Raw genomic sequence first — 20,817 nt, 5'->3', positions numbered from 1 at the left:
GTTAAGATTTAGGGTTGAGTATAGGTAAAGCCGGCGGTGTGAGCCGTCGTTGTCCGCATGATCCCGTCCGCATGAGCAAGACCCCGCCGCCGCGTTTCGTCATCGTCCAGCAGCAGCCGGACAAGCGCCCTTATATCTGGTCCGCCGTCGGCGTGGCGTGGGCGCTGTCGCTGGTCGCGGCCTGGCTGTGGTCGCAGTCGCTGGCCGCGCCCAAGCTGCCCAAGCTCAGCGCCGAGCTCGACCAGACCAAGCGCGAGCTGCGGGTCCGCTCCAAGGCGCTGGAACAACTGGAACAACGCGAAGCCAACCTGCAGCGCTCCGACCAGATCAGCCGGGCGGCCAACAAGCAGGTGCAGAACTCGCTGGCCCAGCGCGAGGAGGAAATCTCCGATCTGCGCGCCGACGTGGCTTTCTACGAACGCCTGGTCGGCGCGACCGCGCCGGCCAAGGGTCTGAACGTGCACTCGGTGGAGTTCAAGCCCGAGACCGGCGGCACCTGGCGTTACCAGATCGTCCTGACTCAGAATCTCAACCGCGGAGCGGTCAGCAGCGGGGGGCTGCAGTTCCAGGTCGAAGGGGTTCGCGGCGGCAAGCTGGCCGCGATCGGCTGGGACGAACTGCACCAGAAGTCCAAGGCGCCCGCCCAGGACTATTCCTTCCGCTACTTCCAGCAACTCGACGGCAGCGTGATGCTGCCGGCCGGCTTCACCCCGCAACGCGTGCGCATCTCGCTGCACGGGGAAAACGCCGCGATCGAGCAGCATTTCGCCTGGAAGAGCGGCGTCACCGTAACCGGGGAAACTTAAGCGATGTTCAAGACCAACAGTAAACCGACCCAACTGCGCGAAGGCCAGGTCGACACCATGATCGGCCCGCAGGTGGTGATTCGCGGCGACCTGCATTTCAGCGGCGGGCTGTATATCGAAGGCCGCGTGATCGGCAAGCTGGTGGCCCTGGACGGGCAGCCGGCCAGCCTGACCCTGGCCGAGAACGGCGTCATCGAGGGCGAGGTGCGCGCCCCGGTGGTAATCATCAACGGCCAGCTCGACGGCGACGTGTATGCCAGCGAGCGGATCGAACTCGCCGCCAAGGCGCGCGTTCAAGGTAATGTGCACTACAAGGTGGTCGAGATGACGGCCGGGTCGATGCTCACCGGACGCCTGATCCACGCCGAATCGCCGGCGGCCGCGCTGCCGGCGCCTGAAGCGCTGATTACCGCGGACGCCCGCATGGATTGAGGGCTGCCGCCCCAGCCCCCAGACGGTGCGGATGAGCGACGAAACCTCACAGTCCGCGCCGTCTCCCGGAACCCCGGCCGACCGTCCCGCGACGCAGCGGCCGGCGACTGCCGCGGCCGATCCGGCCCTCGGCCACGACAGCGCTCCCGCCGGGGCGACGGTTCCGCCGTCGTCCGGCCCGCCGCCGTCCGGCGCGGGCGATGCGGGTCACCATCGCTGGCGCATTCCCGCCGCCGTGCTGTTGGCGGCCGCCCTGGGCTTCGGCGCCTGGGGGCTGTGGCGCTCGCTCAGCGAAACCCAGGACGCGCCGCCGCCGCCCGGTCCGGAGGCGTCCAGCCTGAGCCCGCGGCAGATGCAGGCCGACCTGGAGCAACTGCGGCAGCGCGTGGCCACCCTGGGCCGTTCCGACGCCATCAGCCGCCAGGCCAATCGCGATCTGCAAAGCGCCCTGGCCGAGCGCGATGAGGAAATCGCCGGCCTGCGCGCCGACGTGGCCTTCTACGAGCGGCTGGTCGGCGCCACCGGCCAGCGCCGCGGCCTCACCGTGCACACCCTGAAGATGCAGTCGCAGGACGGCGCGCCCTCGGCCTGGCACTTCACCACCACCCTGACCCAGAACCTCAACCGCGGCGCGGTCAGCGCCGGGCGCCTGACCCTGGCGCTGGAAGGCACCCGCGCCGGCAAGCTCGAAAAGCTCGCCTGGGCCGACCTGCGCCAGCAGCCCGATGCGCCGGGCGCGGCGTATTCGTTCAAGTACTTCGAACAGGTCGAGGGCGACGTATTCGTCCCCGCCGGCCTTACTCCGGTCCGGGTGACGGTGCGGTTGACCCCGCAATCGGGCGCGGCGGTCGAACAATCCTTCAGCTGGGCCGAGGCGACCCGCGACACCCTCGCCCCGGCGCCCGCGGCCAATCCGGGCGGCTGAGGCCGCAAGACAGGCCCGATCCGGGCGCCGCGGCCGGCGATATCGCTCCGATCGGACGCCCAGACGCGCCATCGGACCGCACCAGCCAATCGCAGTGTTCGCCTGGCGCGCTTGAATGCGGGCGCGGCGGCCTTATCCTTTCAATATGGAAATCACCACGCTCAATGCCGCGCCGGGCTACCAGTCCCTGGATCGGCCGTTGCAATTCACCTCGTCGGCCGCCAGCAAGGTGCGCGAGCTGATCGCCGAGGAAGGCAACGATGCGCTCAAGCTGCGCGTCTACATCCAGGGCGGCGGCTGTTCGGGCTTCCAGTACGGTTTCGAATTCGACGAGCAGCAGGGCGAGGACGATCTGGCCGTGCAGACCGACGGCGTGACCCTGCTGGTCGATCCGCTGAGCCTGCAATACCTGATGGGCTCGGAAGTCGATTACACCGAAAGCCTGCACGGCTCGCAGTTCGTGATCCGCAATCCGAACGCGAAGACCACCTGCGGCTGCGGCTCCTCGTTCGGCGTGTGACTACCGCGCAAGCCGCTTCCGCGACCGGCCGGCCGTTCGCCTTCGTCGAGGGCGATGCCGCGTGGCAGGCGGCGCTGGATCGCGCCGACCATCTTCGCGATCAACCCGAAGCCTTGTCCGAGCTGTGGCCGCGGGCGCGGGTGATCGTGCTCGACAATTCCGGCAACGCGCTGGCCGACGACGACGGCAGCCTGCGCGCGCCGCTCGGCCACGAACTCAGCGACGGTCCCGGCGGCGTGGGCGCGGCGGCGTTTCTCGGCCTGGCCGCGGACGGGCAGGCCTGGTTCTCCATCGACGCCGATCTGGTCGCCTTCGATGCGCCGCGCCGGGTCGATCTGCGCAGCGCGGCCGGGCACTGGCCTTTGCTGCAGGCCAGCGTGTTCGCCCAGGCGCGCGCGCTGCAGCATTGGCGCAGCCGCCATCGCCATTGCGGCGTGTGCGGCGGCGAAGTCGCCTCCGCGCGCGCCGGTTGGCAGGGGCGTTGCGGGCAGTGCGGCACTGAACATTACCCGCGCACGGACCCGGCGGTGATCGTCGCGGTCAGCGACGGCGAACGCCTGCTGCTCGGCCGCCAGACCGGTTGGCCGGCGCGGCGTTATTCGGTGATCGCCGGTTTCGTCGAACCCGGCGAATCGCTGGAGCAGACGGTCGCGCGCGAAGTGCTGGAGGAAACCGGCGTGCGCGTGCGCAGTTGCCGTTATCTGGGCTCGCAGCCGTGGCCGTTCCCGAGCGCGTTGATGCTGGGCTTCGCCGCCGAAGCCGAGCCCGACGAACCCAAGACCGGCGATGAGCTCGAAGAAGCGCGCTGGTTCACCCTGGACGAAATCGATGCCGCTTCCGCGCGCGGCGAACGCGCCGCCACGGCCGAGCCGGGCGACGACGACGGCCCGCTGCTGTCGCCGAGCATTTCCATCTCGCGCTGGCTGATCGAACACTGGCGCGTGGCCGCGCAGGCGCGCGCGGGGCGTTGAATCACGCATGGGCGTGCGGGGTTGCGTCGGCTGCGAGCGTTCCATTCTGCTGAGTATCGAATCGCTCCCGCGCAGGCTCGGAGTCTTTTGTGGAAGGGGCTTTAGCCCCGATGCCTTTCGATCGGCAGCCGCGAACCATCGAAGCGATCGGATCGAAAAGCATCGGGGCTAAAGCCCCTCCTACAAAAGACCTCGAAGGCTCGCGACCGCGCCTGCACGCGGTCGCGCTAGAATCCGGCCAGTTCATGCTTTTCTTCGCCTCGCCAGGAGCGTCGCCCCGATGTCCGTCACGCTGATCGCCGCCGTCGTCGCACTCGTGCTCGGCCATCTCGCGCAGTCCCTGGCCGCGTCGGTGCGTCATTACGGCTGGTACGGCGACTGGCTGCGCTGGATCGACAGCCGCTTTCCCGAAGGCAGCTTCTGGCGCGGACGCTGGGGCCTGCTGATCGCGCTGGTGCCGCCGCTGCTGGCGGTCGGCCTGTTCCAACTGGCGCTCGATGAACCCCTGATCGGGCTCGGCGGCCTGGTGTTCGGCATCTTCATCCTGTTCTACGCCTGGGGCCCGCGCGATCTGGACCTGGACGTGGAAGCGCTGGCCTCGGCACGCGACGGCGTCTCGCGCCGCGAAGCCGCCACCCGCCTCTGGCCGGAGGGCGCCACGCCCTTGCTCGACGGCGGCTCGCTGGTCGAGGCGGTGTTTCGCAGCGCGCTGCGGCGCTGGTTCGGCGTGCTGTTCTGGTTTCTGCTGCTCGGCCCGGTCGGCGCGTTGGGCTATCGGCTGGTTGCGCTGGCCGCCGAGGGCGAGGCCTCCAAGCAATTGTCCGGCGACACCCTGGGCGGCGCGCGCACCTTGCTGGCGCTGCTGGACTGGCCGGTGGCGCAGCTGCTGACCCTGGCGCTGGCCCTGGTCGGCAATTTCGACACCGTGCTCGGCGCCTGGCGCGAAGCCGGCGGCGCGCGTTTCAGCCTGGACAACCGCTTCCTCGGCGCGGTCGCCCGCGCCAGCGTCAAATGCGAGCTGGCCGAGGAAGCGGCCGACTATGTGGACGAATCCGGCGTCGCCGCCCCCGCGCAGGGCGTGGCGCTGATGACTACCGGCGAAGTGCCCGAACTGCGCGACGCGATGAGCCTGGTCTGGCGCAGCCTGCTGGTCTGGCTGGCGGTGCTGGCCTTGTTCGTGATCGCCGGCTTCGTCGCCTGAACCCCCGCGCGGCGGCCCCGCGCCGCTGAGATACCGCGCATCCCCGGAATGCGACCGCCTGAGCGGAAACCGAACGCAAGCGCACGGTCGGGGTAGGGGGGCTCGTCTGCACTGCGTTTAGACGTACAGGTTCCGCGTAAACCGCGTGCCGCATTGTCGTTCGCCGCCGGCCACCCCGGCGCCGGACGACGGTCCTGCCGAGGGGGCTGGACACACTCTTGCGCGGCGGCTTTCACGGAACCTGATTCGCGCGTTGGTCAGCGCGATCGCGGCAGCAGCCAGACGGCGCGGCGGCGATGAGGCGACGCTTTACCCCGCGCACGAGAGCCCGGCGATCAAGACCGGGCCTCGTGTGCGGAGTAAACATCACTCATCGGATGCGCGCTTCATCACGCTAGCGGAGGATTCGGATTGGTGAATCGCTTCACGTCCCAGCTTCTGGTCGGTCTGAGTCAGACCGATCCCGGCTCCACGGGTTTTGCGCCCGGCGTTACTGCGCAAGACGACCTGAGCTTCGTTCACCCGCCCGTTGCGGCTGGGCTAGTATCGAAGCAGGTAACCAGGGCATGGGTGAAGGTGGACGTGGGCCAGGATTCATCGGCGGCGAATCAGCCCGCGACGACGCGGCAGGAAGACGATCATTTCGTCGGCTTCCTGCGCGATCACCGCGAGCCGCTGATCGCGTTTTTGCGCAAGTCCGCCGCCTCGCACGAGGACGCGCAGGACATCGCGCAGGAAACGATGATGCGCATGCTGCGTTATCGCGACCAGCCGGCCGACGCGTTGAAGATCCTGATGTACCGCATCGCGATCAACGCGCTCAACGATCGCGGCCGGCGGCAGAAAACCCGGCATGCGCCCGAGCACGTGAGTCTGGATGAGGATTACCACGCGCTGCCCTCGCAAGAACCCAGCCACGATCAGCGCGTGGCGACCGAGCAGGAACTGGCGCTGGTGCGCGCGGCGATCATGCAATTGCCGATGCGCAGCCGGCAGATTTACCTGCTCAACCGCGTCAACGGAATGAGTTACACGCAGATCGCACGACACTGCGGTATTTCTGTAAAGGCGGTGGAGAAGAATATAGGCCGGGCGCTCGCGTTGTTGCGCGTGCGCATGAAGGAAAGCGGCTACGAGAGCTTGCAAGAACAATGACTACTACACTGCCCACATCGACGACGACCCCGACAGCCGATCCCGCAGACGGCCGCGCGGAAGCGTGGGTGGCGCGGCTGGATTCGCCCGAATGCACCGCGCAAGATCGCGCCGAGTTCGACCGCTGGCTCGACGCCGCGCCCGAGCACGTCACCGCCTACGTCGCCGCCGAGCGCGCGCACCAGGCCGCGGCGCAACTGGCCAGCGACGAAATGCTGCAGGCCGCCGCGCGCATCGCCTGGCGCGCGACCGGCCGCGAAAGCGCGCGCTCGCGCTGGTGGATGCCGGCGGCGATGGCCGCTTCCTTATTGGTCGCGACCGCGGTCGGCGTCAACTGGTTGCGCACGCCGGCGCCGGCCAGCGAGGATCGCTTCCTCACCGCGGTCGGCGAGCAGCGTTCGCTGCGTCTGGCCGACGGCACCCAGGTGATGCTCGACACCGACTCGGTCATCCTCGCGCGCTTCAGCGACGAGCGCCGCGAGGTCGAGGTCGATCGCGGCCGCGTGCAGTTCCAGGTCGCCGCCGACGCCGCGCGTCCGTTCTCGGTCAAGGCCGGCAACGGCCTGATCCGCGACATCGGCACCACCTTCCAGGTCATCAAGACCGACAGCACGGTCAACGTCGGTTTGCTGGAAGGCGAGGTGATCGTCTCCAACGGCGTCGCCCAGGCCGACAGCACGCTCAAGCCCGGTCAGCAGCTCAGCTACGACCACAGCGGCCGCATGAGCCCGCCCGAACCGCTGGACCTCAGCGCCGCGCAGGCCTGGCCGACCGGCGATCTGGTGTTCAAGAACCGGCGCCTGGACGCGTTGCTCATCGAGATGAACCGCTACTCGGCGACCAAGCTGCGCCTGGCCGATCCGGCCCTGGGCAAGATCACCGTCAGCGGCGTGTTCCACATCGGCGACCAGGCCGCGTTGCTGGAGGCCCTGGAGCAGGGCTGGTCGTTGCAGTCCGAACAGCGCGCCGACGACGAAATCGTATTGCATCGCAAGTCCGGTTGAGTCCCCTGTGCGCCGTAGCGATGCTATGGTTGGACTGCGCCTACAGACAGGGGGCGTACCGGTTCAGCTGTAGCCCGATCGATGCGGTTGGTGGATGGCCAAGATTGCGTATGCGTTCATCGTTTCCGTCGCGCTGACGTTCTCGCCTGTTGCCGGGGCTTTGCAGCCCCCCCAAGGCGATATTCCAGCCGATGGCTACAACATCCCTCCCGGCGCGTTGGACGACGCGCTGAACGCGTTCGCGTCCCGTAACCGTTTGCAGCTGATCTACGCCCCGGCCCTGGTGGCGCGGCGGCGCAGCGCGGGCCTGAAGGGCCGGCCCGGCATCCGCGAGGGCCTGGCCCAGTTGCTGGACGGCACCGGCCTCACCGCAGTGGCCGTAAAAGCCAATGTCTACTTGCTGCAGCCGGCGCCGCGTCCGCGGCCCAAGCCGGTGCCGCAGCCGTTCGTTCAGAAGCCCCAGGCATTGCCCAAGGCACCGACTACGACGGAATTAGACACAGTCCATGTGACAGGAACACGTATCGGACGTGCCGCGTTCGAAAGCTCGCTGCCGCTGACCCTGATCACCAACGAACAGATCCGCGCCAGCGGCCACCAGACCCTGTTCGATCTGCTGCGGCTGACCCCGGGCATGACCGGCCACCACCCGCGCAATGTCGCAACCGAAGGCGGCGCCAGCCAGGTGCCGTCGGCGGCGGCAGCCTCGGCCAGCCTGTATTCGCTAGGGCCGCGCGCGACCTTGTTCCTGGTCGACGGCCGGCGCATGGCCAACTACGGCCTGGTGTCCACCGACATGGGCGCGCTGACCGATCTCAACGGCATTCCGCTGAGCATGGTCGATCACATCGAGATCGCGCACGGCGGCGCCTCGGCCATCTACGGCGCCGACGCCATGGCCGGCGTGGTCAACATCATCCTCAAGAAGGATTACCGCGGCGCCGAAGTCGGCGGCAGCTACGGCGTGTCCCAGCGCGGCGACGCCGAGCAGCAGCGCGAGTACGCCAGCTTCGGCGAGCAAACGCCCGGCGGCGGCAGCATATTCGTCAGCATCGACCACTTCACCCGCAATCCGCTGATCGGCAGCCAGCGCGAGTGGAGCACGCTCGATCAGAGCAGCAATGGCCTGGCAGATCGTCGCTTCCGCTCGGGTTTCGGTTATCGCGATCCCTACGAAGTAGTGGCTCCCATCGAAGGCTGCGATTCGCTCGATGGCCCGCCGGGGGATAAGGTCAAGGATCGTTGCAGTCTGGATGTTCCGCAATACGTCAGCCTGCAACCGGGCATCACCAGCAATGCGCTGTATGCGTATTGGCGCCAGCCCATCGGCGAGGACACCGAGCTCTACGCCGACGTGCGCGCGACCCGGGTGGGTCTGGAAATGCAGAACGCCCCGTTCTTCGCAGGGGTCAGCCTGCCGAATGATCATCCAGATGCGTATAAACCCAATCCGAATCTGGATTTGAACTATTGGTTTTCCGATGTCGGTCCGGTGCGCAACCGCACGGTGACCAGCACGCGCGACTACACCGCCGGCATCAAGGGCTACCGCGGCAAGTGGGAATGGGACGTGAGCTTCTCGCGGCGCAGCAACAAAGTAGTCAACCGCATCGACGGACTGATCAATCTGCCTGCGGCGGAAACCGCGATCACCACCAAAAGCTATCACTTCAACAAAGCCGACGAGAACTCGCCGGAAGTGCTCGCCGATCTGTCGCCGCAGACGACGCTGGGTGGCGAAGTGGTGCTCGATACGTTATCCGGCAGCATCGAGGGGCCGTTGTTCGCGTTGCCGGCCGGCGACGTGCAGATCGCCGCCGGCTTCGAAGCGCGCCACGAGCATCTGCGCAACCGGCCCGATAACTCGTTCAAGCAGGGCGACATCGCGTTGGCGCAACAACTCGACGACCGCAACGCCAGCCGCAACACCTCCGCGGTTTATGCCGAGGTCAACGTGCCGCTGCACGACAAGCTGTGGGCCGACGTCGCCTGGCGCGTCGATCGCAACAGCGGTTACGGCAATCAGGTCTCGCCGATGTTCGGTGTGCGCTGGCAGCCGTGGAAGTCGCTGATCCTGCGCGGCTCCTTTGGCGAAGGCTACCGTGCGCCGACCCTGGCCGAGCTGCGTCGGCCCTTGTTGGTCGATACGCTGGCCGCGGTAAGGGCCGACGCCAGCACCCGTCCATGCCTGTACGACTACGAGATCGCGTGCGTGGTCGAACAACGCGCCACCATCAATCCCGATCTGCGCCCGGAAACCTCCACCAGCCGCAGCCTGGGCCTGATCTGGACGCCGAGCGAAAGCTTCACCGCCACGCTCAACCGTTACCGCATCCGCCGCAGGAATGAAATTCTCGCGATCAACGCCACCGGCCGCCCGGACCTGTTTCCCGAGGCCTTGGTGCGCGACGAAGAAGGCAATCTGACCGCCGTCGAAACCTATCTGGACAACATCGGCAGCACCGAAGTGCGCGGTTGGGAAATCGATACCGAATACCGCCGCCAGACCCAGGACTGGGGCAATTTTGCGTTTCGTCTCAACGGCCACTACATGGATCGCCTGCTGCGCCGTCCGCATCCGGCCGAACAAGAACTGGATTACGCCGGTTTCGGCACGCCCAACCGCACCGTGCTGGGCAGCGTGCGCTGGACCTATCGCGACTGGATCGCCACGCTCAACCTGCGCTACATGGGCCATGCCAAAGTCATAGTGACGCGGCCGGGCGTGGCCTGCCCGGTCATCGACGACATCCCCGCGCGCTGCCGCACACCCAGCGCGACCCTGCTCGGATTGGATCTGGCCTACGGCGGCTTCGACAAATGGCTGATCGGTTTGAACATCAGCAACCTCAACGATCGCCGGCCGGTCAACTACGATTACAATCTCGGCGGCTACAGCATCGTCGATGACGATCCGGTCGGACGCTATTACCTGATCAGCGCGGTGTACCGCTTTTAAGTCATCGGGTAGATCGTCGGGCCGCGTAGCGGCGGCTCGGAACCTGCTGCGCCGTCAACCCGGCGCGAGCCACGAAAACGGCGGCCACGGCAGATTGCGCAGTACCCAGAACGCGGCCAGCAATCCCAGCCACGCCTTGCCGTTGCCCAGGACCGCCAGCACGCGCCGCGGCAGCGGCAGGCGATAGCCCAGGCCCTGCAACACCAGCAGCGGCAGCGCCGGGATCAACAGGCCCAGCAGCGGATTCATTGCCATCATCTGCGCCAGATCGCCGTGCGCCAGCGCGTGCAGCGCGCGGGTCATGCCGCAACCGGGGCAGTACAGACCGGTGAGGTGATAGAACATGCAGCCCGGCAATGGGCTGCCGGCGGCATTGGGATCGACATGCCGCAGCACCCACACCCCGACTGCCGCCGCCGCGGTGGCCGCGGTCGCGGTGACGGCGAGAGTGAGATGGCGCTGACGGGCGCTGCGGTCCATATCGATGGGTTCGCCGGGCGGCGCGCCTCAGCGCGACTGCGCCTTCTGCAGTTCCTGCAGGAACTCGTCGGACATCATCGACATGCCGTTGATGAAGAACGACAGGATCGTCCAGATCAGGCCCAGCGCGACCAGCCCGGTGCCGACCCAGCACCAGATCTTCGTGGTCTCCGACGCGCGCCGCGCGCCGTCTTCGTCGCCGGCGGCGTACTTGCTGTTGACCTGATTGCCGAACACCAGCGCGACGATGCCCGGCGCGGCGCCGATCAGGCAGCAGAAACACGCGCCCAGCACGGTCAGGGTGATCGACCACGGCAGGTAGTTCGGATACGGCGAGGCGGCGGCGGTGACGGGCTGATTCATGGTGTCCTTCCCAGGGCGATGGCCGGACGCCGACGGCGTCCGCTCGCGGGCATCCTAGCAGCGCTCCGCGGCGGCGGCACGCCGCGCGTGCGGCGATCAGGCCTGATCGCCACGCAACGCGCGCACCTGCGCCTCCAGCGACTGCGCGGTGGCCTCGGCGCCGTCGCGCGGCGCATCGGCGATCACCTCGACCTGGGCGCGGAACCGCCGCGGCACGCGCATGCGCGCCAGGCGCGAGTCGCGCTTGCTCCACATGCTGGACCACATGCCGCGCAAGGCCATCGGGATCACCGGCACCGGGTTCTTCGCCAGCACCCGCTCCACGCCCGTCTTGAACGGCGCGATCTCGCCGTCCTTGGTCAGCGCGCCCTCCGGGAAGATGCCGACCAGCTGGCCGTCGGCGAGCGCGGCTTCGATTTCCTCGAACGCGCGCCGCATGACTTCGGGATCTTCCTTCGCGCTGGCGATCGGAATCGCCTTGGCGGTACGGAAGATCCAGCTCATCACCGGAATGTTGAAGATCTTGTAATACATCACGAAGCGCATCGGCCGCGAGATGCTCGCGCTGAGGATCAGCGGGTCCATGTAGCTGACGTGGTTGCAAACGATCAGCCCCGCGCCCTCGTCGGGAATGCGCTCGGTGCCCGACACGCGCAACCGGTACAGGGCGCGCACCAGCACCCAGCTCAGGAAGCGCATCAGGAATTCGGGCACGAGGGTGAAGATGTAGATGGCCACGATCGCATTGGCGATCGCCAGGGCCAGGAACACCTGCGGAATGGTCCAGTGGAAGAAGCGCTGCACGACCACGCCCAGCACCGCCGCCAACACGATGAAGGCCGCATTCTGGATGTTCATGCCGGCGATCACGCGCGACAGCTCGTTCTTCGGCGAGCGGTTCTGGATCAACGCGAACAGCGGCACCACGAAGAAACCCGCGAACATGCCGATGCCGACCAGGTCGATCATGATCCGCCACGAGCCGGCGCTGTGGACGAAGGCGGAGACGTTCAGGCCGGTCGCGGTCGCCGCGCCGGTGCGGGCGAAATACAGATCGATCATGAAAGCGCTGATGCCGAACGCGCCCAGCGGCACCAGGCCGATTTCGACCGTGCGCGCCGACAGCCGCTCGCACAGCATCGAGCCCACGCCGGTGCCGATCGAGAACAGCGCCAACGCGAAGATGTACAAGGTCGGGTCGCCGCCGAGATTGGTCAACGCATAACCCGGCAGCTGCGAGGTCAGCACCGTGCCGACGAACCAGAACCACGACACGCCCAGCACCGAATTGCGCACCGCCGGCTGGCGCCGGGTCATGCGCATGATCTTCACCGACTCGGGGATCGGGTTCCAGTTGATCTTCAAATCCGGCTCGCCGGCGTCGGCGCGCGGAATCAGGCGACTGACGAGGTTGCCGGTGACCGCCAACGCGATGATCGCGGTGGCCGCGACCACCGGCCCGTGCGCGCCGGCGAGGGTGAAGATCAGGCCGCCGAAGATCATGCCGGTGAGGATCGCGATGGAGGTTCCCATCTCGACCAAGCCGTTGCCGCCGGTGAGTTCCTCCGGCTTGAGTACCGAGGGCAGGATCGAATACTTGACCGGCCCGAACAGGGTCGATTGCAGGCCGGTGCAGAACAGCGCGATCAGCAGGATCGTCATGCTCTGGGTCAGGAACCCGACCGCGGCCAGGCTCATGATCGCGATCTCCATCGAGGTCGTGATCCGGATCAGCTTGTGCTTTTCCAGCTTCTCCGCGATCTGCCCGGCGGTGGCCGAGAACAGGAAATACGGCAGGATGAACAAGGCCGGCGCGAGGTTGGTGTAGAGCGTGCGCTGCGCGTCGTCCACGCCCAGATAGAACAGCAGCCCGATGATGGCCTGCCGGTAGACATTGTCGTTGAAGGCGCCGAAGGCCTGGGTCAGGAAGAACGGCAGGAACCGCCGTTGGGTGAGCAACGCGAACTGGTTGTGCGCCATGCCGTCCTGCTTTGTCGGATCTGGTCCGCACATCGATGTGCGGCTCGCGCGAAGGATTCGCGTGGGGAGCCTAGCAAACCCGGTATCGCGGGGTGTAGCGGCTTCGGGCGGGTAGCGCAAAAGTAGCCCCGGCATTGCGTGCGCCTAGACCCGCCCGCCGCCGTCCACACCCCCACGTTCCCGCCTTTGCTGTTCCCCCCTTTGAAAAAGGGGGGCAGGGGGGATTTGCTCTTGCTTCCCTCACCGAGCCGCAGCATCCCGCCAATCCGCCCCCTCCGCCGCCTTCGCATGCGCAATCCGGCTCCACTCCGGCTCCTGCCGCCACCGCCGCGTACTGCGCTGGAAGAACTGGCTGTTGGGCACCTGCAGCACCGTGTCGTCGCCGTTGGCATGGCTCTCCTGCAAGGTGGTGAAGATGAAGTTGATATCCACCACCCGCCCGCGCAGCCCCGGCTTGTCGCCGCCTTCCAGCACTTCGATGTAGTCGTACAGCCGGAACGGCCGCGTCGTCAGAATCAACAGCGCGCAGAAAATATTCGACAACACGCTCCACGCCGCGAAGAACGCCACCGCGCCCACCGCGACGAACCCGGTCAAGGTCGTCCACACCACCGAACCGGAGATCCCCATCCGATTGAGAAACAGCAACAGCGCGGTGATGTAGATCACCGTGCTCAGCACCCGGCGCACGCCGATGGCGAACGCCGGCGCCAGCTCGTAGCGCGTGGACAGCCGGCGCAGCAGATGCCGCAACAGGGTGGTCAGCAGCCATGCCGCGACGAGGATCGCCAGCGCTTCGCCCAGTTTCGCGGCGATGTAGGCGGCTTGGGCGATGGTGGGGGACATGGTGTGGGTCGCCTCATGGCTGCGGATAGGGCCCGACAGTGTAAGAAGGCGGGAGTTAGGGCGCCGTGCCTGAGGGGGCGGTAGTTCGGTAGTCGGTGCCGGAGCCGTGCGCGACTGCGCACCGGCTCCGACGCCGCAGCCGGATTCAGTGCGGGCGCTCGCCTTGCAGCGGCTGATAGAGCGCGGCGATCTTGGGAATGAAGCGCTCCGGATTCGCCCCGACCAGATTGGTCAACACGACGATGGCCAGCCCGTCGTCGGGATAGACCACGAACGCGGCGCGCGCGCCGCCGATGCCGGCCACCTGCCGATGCGGCGAGGATTGCAGCACCGGCCATCCAGCGGCCCAACTGCCGTCGGCGCCGCTGTTGAGTTTTTCCGGCGTCCACATGCCGCGAACATGGGGCGTGCTGATCAGCCTGCCCTTCGACAACGCGATCAGCCAACCGGCCACTTCATCGGCCGTGGTCTGGATGCCGCCCCCGGCCCAAAGCCCGCGGGGCATGTCGTAGAACCAGTGCGACAAGCGCTCGGCGTCGCCTTGCGCATCGGTTTTCCGCGGGAAGTAGCTGTACATCGTGGCCGCATCGGCGACGAGGTCGTAGCTGTCGCCGAAGGTGGACGACCGCATGCCCGCCGCGGCGAACTGGCGCTGGGCGAGAAAACGCTCGTACGGCATCTTCGTCTGCTTGGCGATGATTTGCGCCAACAAGGCGTAGTTGGCCTGGTTATAGGCGAACCGCTCGCCGATGGCCGCCTCCATCGGGCGCTGCTTCACCGCTTTCCATGCATCGGCCTCCGAGCCGCCGCCCACCAGTCCGTTTTCATCGACGATGTCGGGCAACCCCGAGGTATGCGCCAGCAGCTGACGCACGCGGATACCTGCCCAGGCCTGCGGCAAGTCGTCCAGGTAGCGGGAGATGGGCGCATCCAGCTCCACCTGTCCGGCTTCGACCAACTGCATCATGGCCACGCCGGTAAACGATTTGGTCGCCGAGTTGATGGGGAACAACGTGGCTTGATTGACCGGCTTGTGATTTTCGACGTTGGCCAAACCGTAGCTTTGCGACAGCACCACGCGATCGTCCTTGACCACGGCGATCTGCAGGCCGGGTATGCGCAGCTCCTTCATCGTTTGCTGGATCAATCGCCGGGCTTGCTCGTTCGCTTCGTCCAGGCCGCTCGCGGCGAGGGCGAGGCGGGGCAGCGAAAACAGCGCGATGGCGATGATCGTGGTGACACGGTGCTTTGCGGACAACATGAGGTTCCCCAAGGTGGACTCGCCGAAGATGCGAAGGATGACGGCCGCTGCGCCCGCGAGGTCGCTTCCACGGGACGGCTATCGGATGCGTCGTCGGGCCTGAGGGTTTATAGCCGTCCTCGGCGAATCACCGCACTGCGTGCGGTAGCGAGGGCGTGGGTTGCCGACGGCGGAAGGAATCGCAACGCGTCGGCGATACAGCGAAGTGATCGCAGTACGTCACTGGATCGTCCGCTTACCGGCGAATCGAATCAGCCAGTGAGTCGGCTTCTAGCCGCCATCGCGCGAACGGCCGCTCAGTTGGTACACGTAAGCCTCCACCACCGCGCCGTCGCGCAGCGTGGCCGAGGTGAGCACGCGCTCGTAGCCCTCGCCCTCGAACTCATCCAGGCGCGGCCAATGCTCGGGCAGCGCGTCCGAGCTGAAAACCAGCCCCTGGACTTCCTCGCCCAGCGCATCCAGGACGATGCCCGGATAGCCGGCGGCCGCGCCCCAGCCTTCCTGATGCAGCGTGCCGCGCACGAAGGCGGGCGCCCAGGTGCCCGGCACCTGCGCGAGCACATGCGCGTTGGGCTTGCCGGGGGCGAGTGTTCCGTAAACGAAGAGTCGTTGCGTCATGGTCGTTACCGAGGGAGCCGATGCCTGAGTCCGGCCGCTTGAGCGATGTGGAAATCGTCAGCCGGCGGGTTGATGCGCGAGCGCGGCCACGCCGATGATCGCGGCGAGAGCCAGCATAACCAGCCAACCGTGGCGTTGATAGAACGGGATCGGATTGCGGCCGATCAGCGCCTCGGCGGCGCGCGGATTGACCACCCAGCCGTGCGTGCAATCAGGGCAGACCAGCTGATACTGCTTCGACATCACCCAGCCGAACAGATGGTAGAAGTGGCCGTGTTCGTACTTGAGGCGAAGTCCGAAATCCTGGTCCTGCCGGCATTGCTGGCAGTACTCGCGTTCCGACAGGTCGAAGTCCAGTACCTGCTTGCTGGCGCCCCAAAGAATCATCCGCCGCCTCCGTGCAATCGATTGCCGTCCGATGCCGGAATTATGCCGGCCGGCGAAGGCCGGGACGATGGGGCTGTCGATCGGGATATCGTCGATCGGCCCAAAGCCGCCGCGGTCTTATCGCTTGAGACAGGCCGATGCTTTAGTTGGAAGTCGCGCAGACGTTGTGGCCGACAATCGACTTGGCGCAGCACGCGCAGTCGCCCGAGAATGCGCCCCATCTTGAGCACCACAGACGATCAGCCATGACCTACATCGATCCGAATCTCGTTTTCGCCTGGCAGGCCGCGCATTCCATCGCCCGCGGCTCCCCGGCCCCGGTCCACGATCGCGGCGGCTTCCGGGTGGATACGCATTCGGAAAAGGAAACGAAGCGCTGGGTATTCCCGGAGCTATGCGAAGGGTTGCGCGAAATCGCGAATGAGGTCGTGGCGCCACGGCATTACTTGAAGCTGTGCGGCTCCGACGAAGAACTGCGCAGCGCACTGCCGGCGCGCTGGCAGATTCAACCCGCGAACTATTTCATGACGACGGCGGCGACCCTGGATACCAAACCGTTGCCCGATGGCTACAGGATGGAGCTTCATCGAGCCGGCCCGGTCGCCCGGGCTTGCGTCATCGCGCCGGATGGCGCCGTGGCCGCAAACGGATCCGCGGCGGAAGCGGCGGATGTCTTCATCTACGACCGAATCGAAACCGCGCAGGAACACCGGCGGAAAGGATTGGGTATCGCGGTGATGGCCGCTCTCGGGGCTGCGAGAAAATCTCTTGCCAGCACGCAGCTTCTGGTCGCGACAGAAGACGGCCGCGGCCTTTACGCCAATCTTGGCTGGGCGGTGCTCGCGCCGTTCGCGGCCGCAACGATTCCGGACAATTGAATCGGGCCGGGCCTGACGGTGCCATCCGCGGGCCTGCTCAGATGAGCCGATAGCCCGAACAGCCGACGCGCCCGTCCTGAGGCGGCGGCAGGTGCCGCCCAGGTGCCTGACCGCGCATTTGACTGTCTACCTACCAATAGGTAGGCTGGCGTCTCCTCAGGCTGAAACGACCCTCCATGGCCATCTCCCCTCTCGGTTGGCTCCACACGTTGGGAAGCCTCCCCGCGATACCGCTCGCCGCCTACATGCTGGTCAAGCAGGGTCGGATCGCCCCCGAAACCCGGGCCGGGCGCGCCTACTTCTGGTTCATGCTGCTGGGGGTGCTCACGGTTTACCCGATCGCGCATCAGCCCATCAGCTCGATCGTCGCGACCGTCACCCTGGCGGTGCTTCTTCTGGGCTACGGCATCGCGCGATGGCGCACGGCGCCGCGCGTGTGGAAGTACATTGAGACCGCCTCGCTCAGCCTCAGCGTATTCCTGCTGATGATCCCCACCGTCAGCGAAACCTTGCGCAGGCTCCCGGTGGGCAAACCGCTGGTGACCGATTTGAAAGACCCGCTTCTGCTCGGTACGCAGGGCGCGTTGTTCCTGGCGCTGATCGTCGGCACCGCGTTGCAGATGCGCGCGCTGTATAAGCACAAAGCCATTCGAAGCAAGGCAGGCGGTTGATGTCCCCATCCCGATCCGATCCGCAGGCGCCGTACTCGCCCAAAGCCCTGGAGATCATTCAACGGACGAATGAGCTGCTGGCCTCGGGCGGCTACAACAGCTTCAGCTATGCGGATATCGCCGAGTTGGTCGAGGTAAGAAAGGCCAGCATTCACCATCATTTTCCCACCAAGGCGGATCTGGTGAAGGCGACCGTCGTCCTCCATCGAGAGGCGACGCGGCGTGGGCTGCAGTCGCTCGATCAAGCGATGCCCGATCCTTTGGAACGCCTCATCGCCTACAGCCGTTTCTGGGCGCAATGCATCGAACAATCCAGCCCGCCGATTTGCATTTGCGCGATGCTGGCCGCGGAACTGCCGGCGGTTCCGGCGGAAGTCGCCGACGAGGTCAGAGGGCATTTCAGCGATCTGCACGCCTGGATGACCGCGGCCATGGAGGAGGGCCAGTCGGCCGGCAAGATGCGATTGACCGACACCGCATCGGCCGAGGCCTCCGTGTTCATGGCGTCGATACACGGCGCCATGCTGGCCGCGCGGGCCGCGGGCAAGGCGTCGTTGTTTTGGGACATCGCGAAGCTGTCCAGCGATCGGCTGAGGAGGCCGTAGCGGCATCGGCGACTGGCGCGATGCCGCGCGCACGGACTGAAGAATTAAGCCGCCGGCGATGATCCGCCGGCCGACTGCGCCTGCTGAAATGCCGCCAACTGCGCTTCGAACGCGCGCTGGTAGGCGGGCCGCGCGGTCGCGCGGGCGACGAAGGCTGCGAGGTTCGGGAATTCGTCCACGATGCCGGAGCTTTGCAGCCGCAGCAGTACCGTCACCATCAGCAGATCGCCCGCGCTGAAATCGCCGTCCAGCCAATCGGCATCGCCGAGGCGGCGGGAAAGCTCGCCGAGCCGCCCGCGCACGCGCTCATCCAGGATCGCCAGACGCTGCGCGTACCAAGGCTGCTCGCGATCGAAAAGCCAGGCCATGGAGCGCTCGACGATCGGGGGTTCCACCGTGTTGAGCGCGGCGAACATCCAGGCGATGGCGCGCATGCGCGCGTTCGCATCGGCCGGCAGCAGGCCCGGGTGGCGTTCGGCGAGATGGAGCACGATCGCGCCGGACTCGAACAGCGCGAGATCGCCGTCCTCGTAAGTCGGAATCTGTCCGAAAGGATGCAGCGCCAGATGCTCGGGTTGCTTCATGTCGCGGAAGGAAAGGAAGCGGACCTCGTAAGGTTGCCCGACCTCTTCCAGCGTCCAGCGAATGCGCATGTCGCGCGCCAGTCCCTTGCCGCGGTCGGGCGAGATTTCGAATGCGGTGATGGTCGGGGTCATTCGGTTTTCTCCAATTGATTCGAAGTCGTGAGTGCGCGTTACGAAGTTCGTGGCAGAGCGGACCTAAGCGGCCGAACATTTCGGACGTGCCCTCCAGGGACGCCCAATGGCCTGCCTTCCTCATACCGACGAATGGCCGGCGCGCAAATCGACAAAGCTCCCGCCCGGGTTACGCCATGTGTCCGGCCGGGTCGGACTGGAGAGCCCTTATCTGATGACATTGGCCATCGCGACCGCCGACCCCGACCGGCGCCGTCATGCGACAGGTTTCTCGTTCGCCGATTTCCAGGAAAGAAACAACTCCACAAGCCGTTCAAGGTCGTCCCCGGCGCCCTTCCATACGTTCTCCTCGATGTAGCAGCGCGCCCAGGGCGCGGTTTCCGCGATGCCTTCGTCGATATCGGTGAACTCGGCATTGGCGAGCGTCGTATTGGTCAAGCGGATGCTTACGAACCAACAGGGATTCGAGAACGTCTTGATCTCGATCTGTCCCTCTTCCCACAGGTTCTTGTCTTGCCGGGCGTACCACTGCTGCAACTCGGCCAGGGCGTTCATCATGATCTCCTCGGTGAAGCCGACCGATAGATGCTCGGCCGTTTCGAACAGTGTCGCCGACCTCGGCTATGGTGGTGAAGCCGATGCGCGCGCGGCCGTACTCGCGAGACGTATCTACCCACCAACCGATCGAGACGCCAGCGCATGAATACTCCGCCTTCGCCATCCGGAACGCCGCGAACCGACGGATCGGCCGTCCGGATCGGCGCACTGGTTCCGCTGACCCGGCCGGGCTGGGTCGAGGCGGGGCGGCATTTGCTCGCGGGACTCGAACTGGCCGTTCGCGACGTCAACGACAACGGCGGGATCGTCGGAAGACCTCTCGAATTGATCGTCCGCGACACCGCCGCCGATCCGCAGCAGGCCGCGGCGGCCGTGGACGAACTGGCGGATCTGGGCGTGGCGGCCTTGGCCGGGGAGTATCACAGCGTCGTCGCTCGCGCTGCCGCCGCCAGGGCCGACGCCCTGCGCCTGCCGTTCCTGTGTTCGTCGGCGGTGCTCGACGCGCTGACCGAACAGCCGACGCAATGGGTCGCGCGCCTCGCCCCGGCGCAGTCCCGCGGCTGGCGGATCTACGCCGACTTCCTCCTCAGCGCGGGCCACAGCCGGATCGCCGTGGCCATCGCGCCGAGCGTCTACTGGGCATCGGGCGTCCGCATTCTGCGCGACTGCCTCGCTGCGCGCGGAGGCAGCGTTGTCGAACTAGACATCAGCGCGCTCACCGCCGCGCAGGTGTGCGAGCAAGTCGTCGCCCATGGCGCGACCGCTGCGCTGCTTCTGGTCGGCTACCCGGAGCCGGCCGTGTCGATCGTCAAATCGGTTCGCAGCGATCCACGCCTGACGCAGCTGATGTTGGGCGCTCCGGCCGGGCAACCGGAATTCGCCGAATGGGCGAGCCTGCTCGGCGCCGACGGCGCCGCGATCTCTTTCCTGCGCTATCTGCCCGAGCGCCTTGGCCCGCTGGGCGCACGAGTCGAAACGGCCTTGCGCGAGCGGCTGGCCGAAGCGCCGTCCTTCGTCGCCTTCGAGGGCTACGACACCATCGCCGTCCTCGCCGATGTGCTGCGATCCCACGGCACGGACCGGGCGCGCATCGCCGAAGCCTGGCCTCAGGTTGATGTCGAAGGCACCCGCGGGCGGATTCAGTTCTCGCGCATGCCCGGCATCAGCGTCTGGCAGTGGGCTTGGGCGCCGATCCAGGTCGTCGATCGAGATCCGGCGGAACCGGAGCGGTTTCGGATACGCCACGCCGGCTGAGCGTGCGTGGCTCCGGTCGAACGCCTCGAAAATTTCATCCGCTTGGTTTTCGACTGAACCGGCGACTTGATCGTGGGCGCGGCGGCGTGCCTGTGCGGGCTGCAGGACTGTGCTTGGCAAATAATCGAACTCCATCACAATTATAGGGAGTATGGATCTGAGTAATGTCCCGTTCAATTCGAATCACAAACTCGAAACGGTCGCGAAAGACGCGGCCATATTAAATG

At 66.5% G+C, this 20,817-nt stretch carries 22 protein-coding genes; 13 read left to right on the top strand and 9 right to left on the bottom strand.

What is annotated here, in order from left to right; translation table 11 throughout:
• Positions 1 to 71 precede the first annotated feature (71 nt).
• From AB4Y92_RS15915 to AB4Y92_RS15875, 9 genes are all read left to right on the top strand, one after another.
• On the top strand, positions 72 to 806 hold the full coding sequence (locus AB4Y92_RS15915) for a DUF6776 family protein (RefSeq protein WP_441820535.1): 735 nt from the start codon (positions 72 to 74) through the stop codon (positions 804 to 806).
• 3 nt (positions 807 to 809) lie between these two features.
• Positions 810 to 1,238 carry a bactofilin family protein gene (locus AB4Y92_RS15910; RefSeq protein ID WP_441820534.1) on the top strand — a complete coding sequence of 143 codons (429 nt, stop codon included), beginning with the start codon at positions 810 to 812 and terminating at the stop codon, positions 1,236 to 1,238.
• 31 nt (positions 1,239 to 1,269) lie between these two features.
• On the top strand, positions 1,270 to 2,163 hold the full coding sequence (locus AB4Y92_RS15905; protein ID WP_441820533.1) for a DUF6776 family protein: 894 nt from the start codon (positions 1,270 to 1,272) through the stop codon (positions 2,161 to 2,163).
• A gap of 145 nt (positions 2,164 to 2,308) precedes the next feature.
• Positions 2,309 to 2,683 carry an iron-sulfur cluster insertion protein ErpA gene (gene erpA, locus AB4Y92_RS15900; protein WP_057945245.1) on the top strand — a complete coding sequence of 125 codons (375 nt, stop codon included), beginning with the start codon at positions 2,309 to 2,311 and terminating at the stop codon, positions 2,681 to 2,683.
• Positions 2,680 to 3,654, top strand: a complete 975-nt coding sequence (gene nudC, locus AB4Y92_RS15895; protein ID WP_441820532.1) for an NAD(+) diphosphatase — start codon at positions 2,680 to 2,682, stop codon at positions 3,652 to 3,654. Before erpA ends, nudC begins: the two co-directional genes overlap by 4 nt.
• Positions 3,655 to 3,934: 280 nt before the next feature.
• On the top strand, positions 3,935 to 4,855 hold the full coding sequence (locus AB4Y92_RS15890; protein WP_441820531.1) for a hypothetical protein: 921 nt from the start codon (positions 3,935 to 3,937) through the stop codon (positions 4,853 to 4,855).
• Between the two features lie 570 nt (positions 4,856 to 5,425).
• Entirely contained in the window at positions 5,426 to 6,010 is a 585-nt protein-coding gene (locus tag AB4Y92_RS15885) for an RNA polymerase sigma factor (protein ID WP_441820530.1), read from the top strand.
• Complete coding sequence (locus AB4Y92_RS15880; protein ID WP_441820529.1) at positions 6,007 to 7,014, top strand: FecR family protein; 1,008 nt, start codon at positions 6,007 to 6,009, stop codon at positions 7,012 to 7,014. The genes AB4Y92_RS15885 and AB4Y92_RS15880 overlap by 4 nt, the downstream gene beginning before the upstream one ends.
• A 94-nt stretch (positions 7,015 to 7,108) precedes the next feature.
• Positions 7,109 to 9,973: a TonB-dependent receptor domain-containing protein gene (locus AB4Y92_RS15875; RefSeq protein WP_441820528.1), complete on the top strand. Its 2,865-nt coding sequence runs from the start codon at positions 7,109 to 7,111 to the stop codon at positions 9,971 to 9,973.
• A gap of 54 nt (positions 9,974 to 10,027) precedes the next feature.
• On the opposite strand, the gene AB4Y92_RS15870 is transcribed toward AB4Y92_RS15875, so the two are convergent.
• From AB4Y92_RS15870 to AB4Y92_RS15840, 7 genes are all read right to left on the bottom strand, one after another.
• On the bottom strand, positions 10,028 to 10,453 hold the full coding sequence (locus tag AB4Y92_RS15870) for a DUF2752 domain-containing protein (protein WP_441820527.1): 426 nt from the start codon (positions 10,451 to 10,453) through the stop codon (positions 10,028 to 10,030).
• Between the two features lie 27 nt (positions 10,454 to 10,480).
• Positions 10,481 to 10,816, bottom strand: a complete 336-nt coding sequence (locus AB4Y92_RS15865) for a CD225/dispanin family protein (RefSeq protein ID WP_441820526.1) — start codon at positions 10,814 to 10,816, stop codon at positions 10,481 to 10,483.
• A 96-nt stretch (positions 10,817 to 10,912) separates the two neighbouring features.
• The gene (locus AB4Y92_RS15860) at positions 10,913 to 12,796 is read right to left on the bottom strand and encodes an MFS transporter (RefSeq protein ID WP_441820525.1); all 1,884 of its coding nucleotides are present in this window, start codon (positions 12,794 to 12,796) and stop codon (positions 10,913 to 10,915) included.
• Positions 12,797 to 13,036: 240 nt separating this feature from the next.
• Complete coding sequence (locus tag AB4Y92_RS15855; RefSeq protein ID WP_441820524.1) at positions 13,037 to 13,642, bottom strand: mechanosensitive ion channel domain-containing protein; 606 nt, start codon at positions 13,640 to 13,642, stop codon at positions 13,037 to 13,039.
• A gap of 145 nt (positions 13,643 to 13,787) precedes the next feature.
• Complete coding sequence (locus AB4Y92_RS15850) at positions 13,788 to 14,864, bottom strand: serine hydrolase domain-containing protein (protein WP_441820563.1); 1,077 nt, start codon at positions 14,862 to 14,864, stop codon at positions 13,788 to 13,790.
• A gap of 309 nt (positions 14,865 to 15,173) precedes the next feature.
• On the bottom strand, positions 15,174 to 15,521 hold the full coding sequence (locus AB4Y92_RS15845; RefSeq protein WP_441820523.1) for a gamma-glutamylcyclotransferase family protein: 348 nt from the start codon (positions 15,519 to 15,521) through the stop codon (positions 15,174 to 15,176).
• 57 nt (positions 15,522 to 15,578) lie between these two features.
• Positions 15,579 to 15,908, bottom strand: coding sequence for a hypothetical protein (locus AB4Y92_RS15840; RefSeq protein ID WP_441820522.1), 330 nt, complete (start codon positions 15,906 to 15,908; stop codon positions 15,579 to 15,581).
• Positions 15,909 to 16,153: 245 nt separating this feature from the next.
• On the opposite strand from AB4Y92_RS15840, the gene AB4Y92_RS15835 reads away from it, so the two are divergent.
• The 3 genes from AB4Y92_RS15835 (at position 16,154) to AB4Y92_RS15825 (ending at position 18,062) form a co-directional block, all read left to right on the top strand.
• Positions 16,154 to 16,786 (top strand): hypothetical protein, encoded by a 633-nt coding sequence (locus AB4Y92_RS15835; protein WP_441820521.1) that lies wholly within the window; start codon positions 16,154 to 16,156, stop codon positions 16,784 to 16,786.
• 176 nt (positions 16,787 to 16,962) lie between these two features.
• Positions 16,963 to 17,457 (top strand): hypothetical protein, encoded by a 495-nt coding sequence (locus tag AB4Y92_RS15830; protein ID WP_441820520.1) that lies wholly within the window; start codon positions 16,963 to 16,965, stop codon positions 17,455 to 17,457.
• Positions 17,457 to 18,062, top strand: coding sequence for a TetR/AcrR family transcriptional regulator (locus AB4Y92_RS15825; protein WP_441820519.1), 606 nt, complete (start codon positions 17,457 to 17,459; stop codon positions 18,060 to 18,062). The genes AB4Y92_RS15830 and AB4Y92_RS15825 overlap by 1 nt, the downstream gene beginning before the upstream one ends.
• A gap of 44 nt (positions 18,063 to 18,106) precedes the next feature.
• On the opposite strand, the gene AB4Y92_RS15820 is transcribed toward AB4Y92_RS15825, so the two are convergent.
• A complete protein-coding gene (locus AB4Y92_RS15820; RefSeq protein ID WP_441820518.1) occupies positions 18,107 to 18,778 on the bottom strand; it encodes a glutathione S-transferase family protein in 672 nt (223 codons plus the stop codon).
• A gap of 255 nt (positions 18,779 to 19,033) precedes the next feature.
• Complete coding sequence (locus AB4Y92_RS15815) at positions 19,034 to 19,333, bottom strand: Imm53 family immunity protein (RefSeq protein ID WP_441820517.1); 300 nt, start codon at positions 19,331 to 19,333, stop codon at positions 19,034 to 19,036.
• 144 nt (positions 19,334 to 19,477) lie between these two features.
• Here AB4Y92_RS15815 and AB4Y92_RS15810 point away from each other — a divergent pair, with 144 nt between their 5' ends.
• Positions 19,478 to 20,590: an ABC transporter substrate-binding protein gene (locus AB4Y92_RS15810; protein WP_441820516.1), complete on the top strand. Its 1,113-nt coding sequence runs from the start codon at positions 19,478 to 19,480 to the stop codon at positions 20,588 to 20,590.
• Positions 20,591 to 20,817: the final 227 nt, after the last annotated feature.

The sequence above is a fragment of the Lysobacter sp. TAB13 genome (genome assembly GCF_052113885.1).
Taxonomy (GTDB): Bacteria; Pseudomonadota; Gammaproteobacteria; order Xanthomonadales; family Xanthomonadaceae; genus Lysobacter; species Lysobacter gummosus.
Note: the sequence above shows the minus strand (reverse complement) of the source record. Positions and strands in the feature narration are given on the sequence as shown.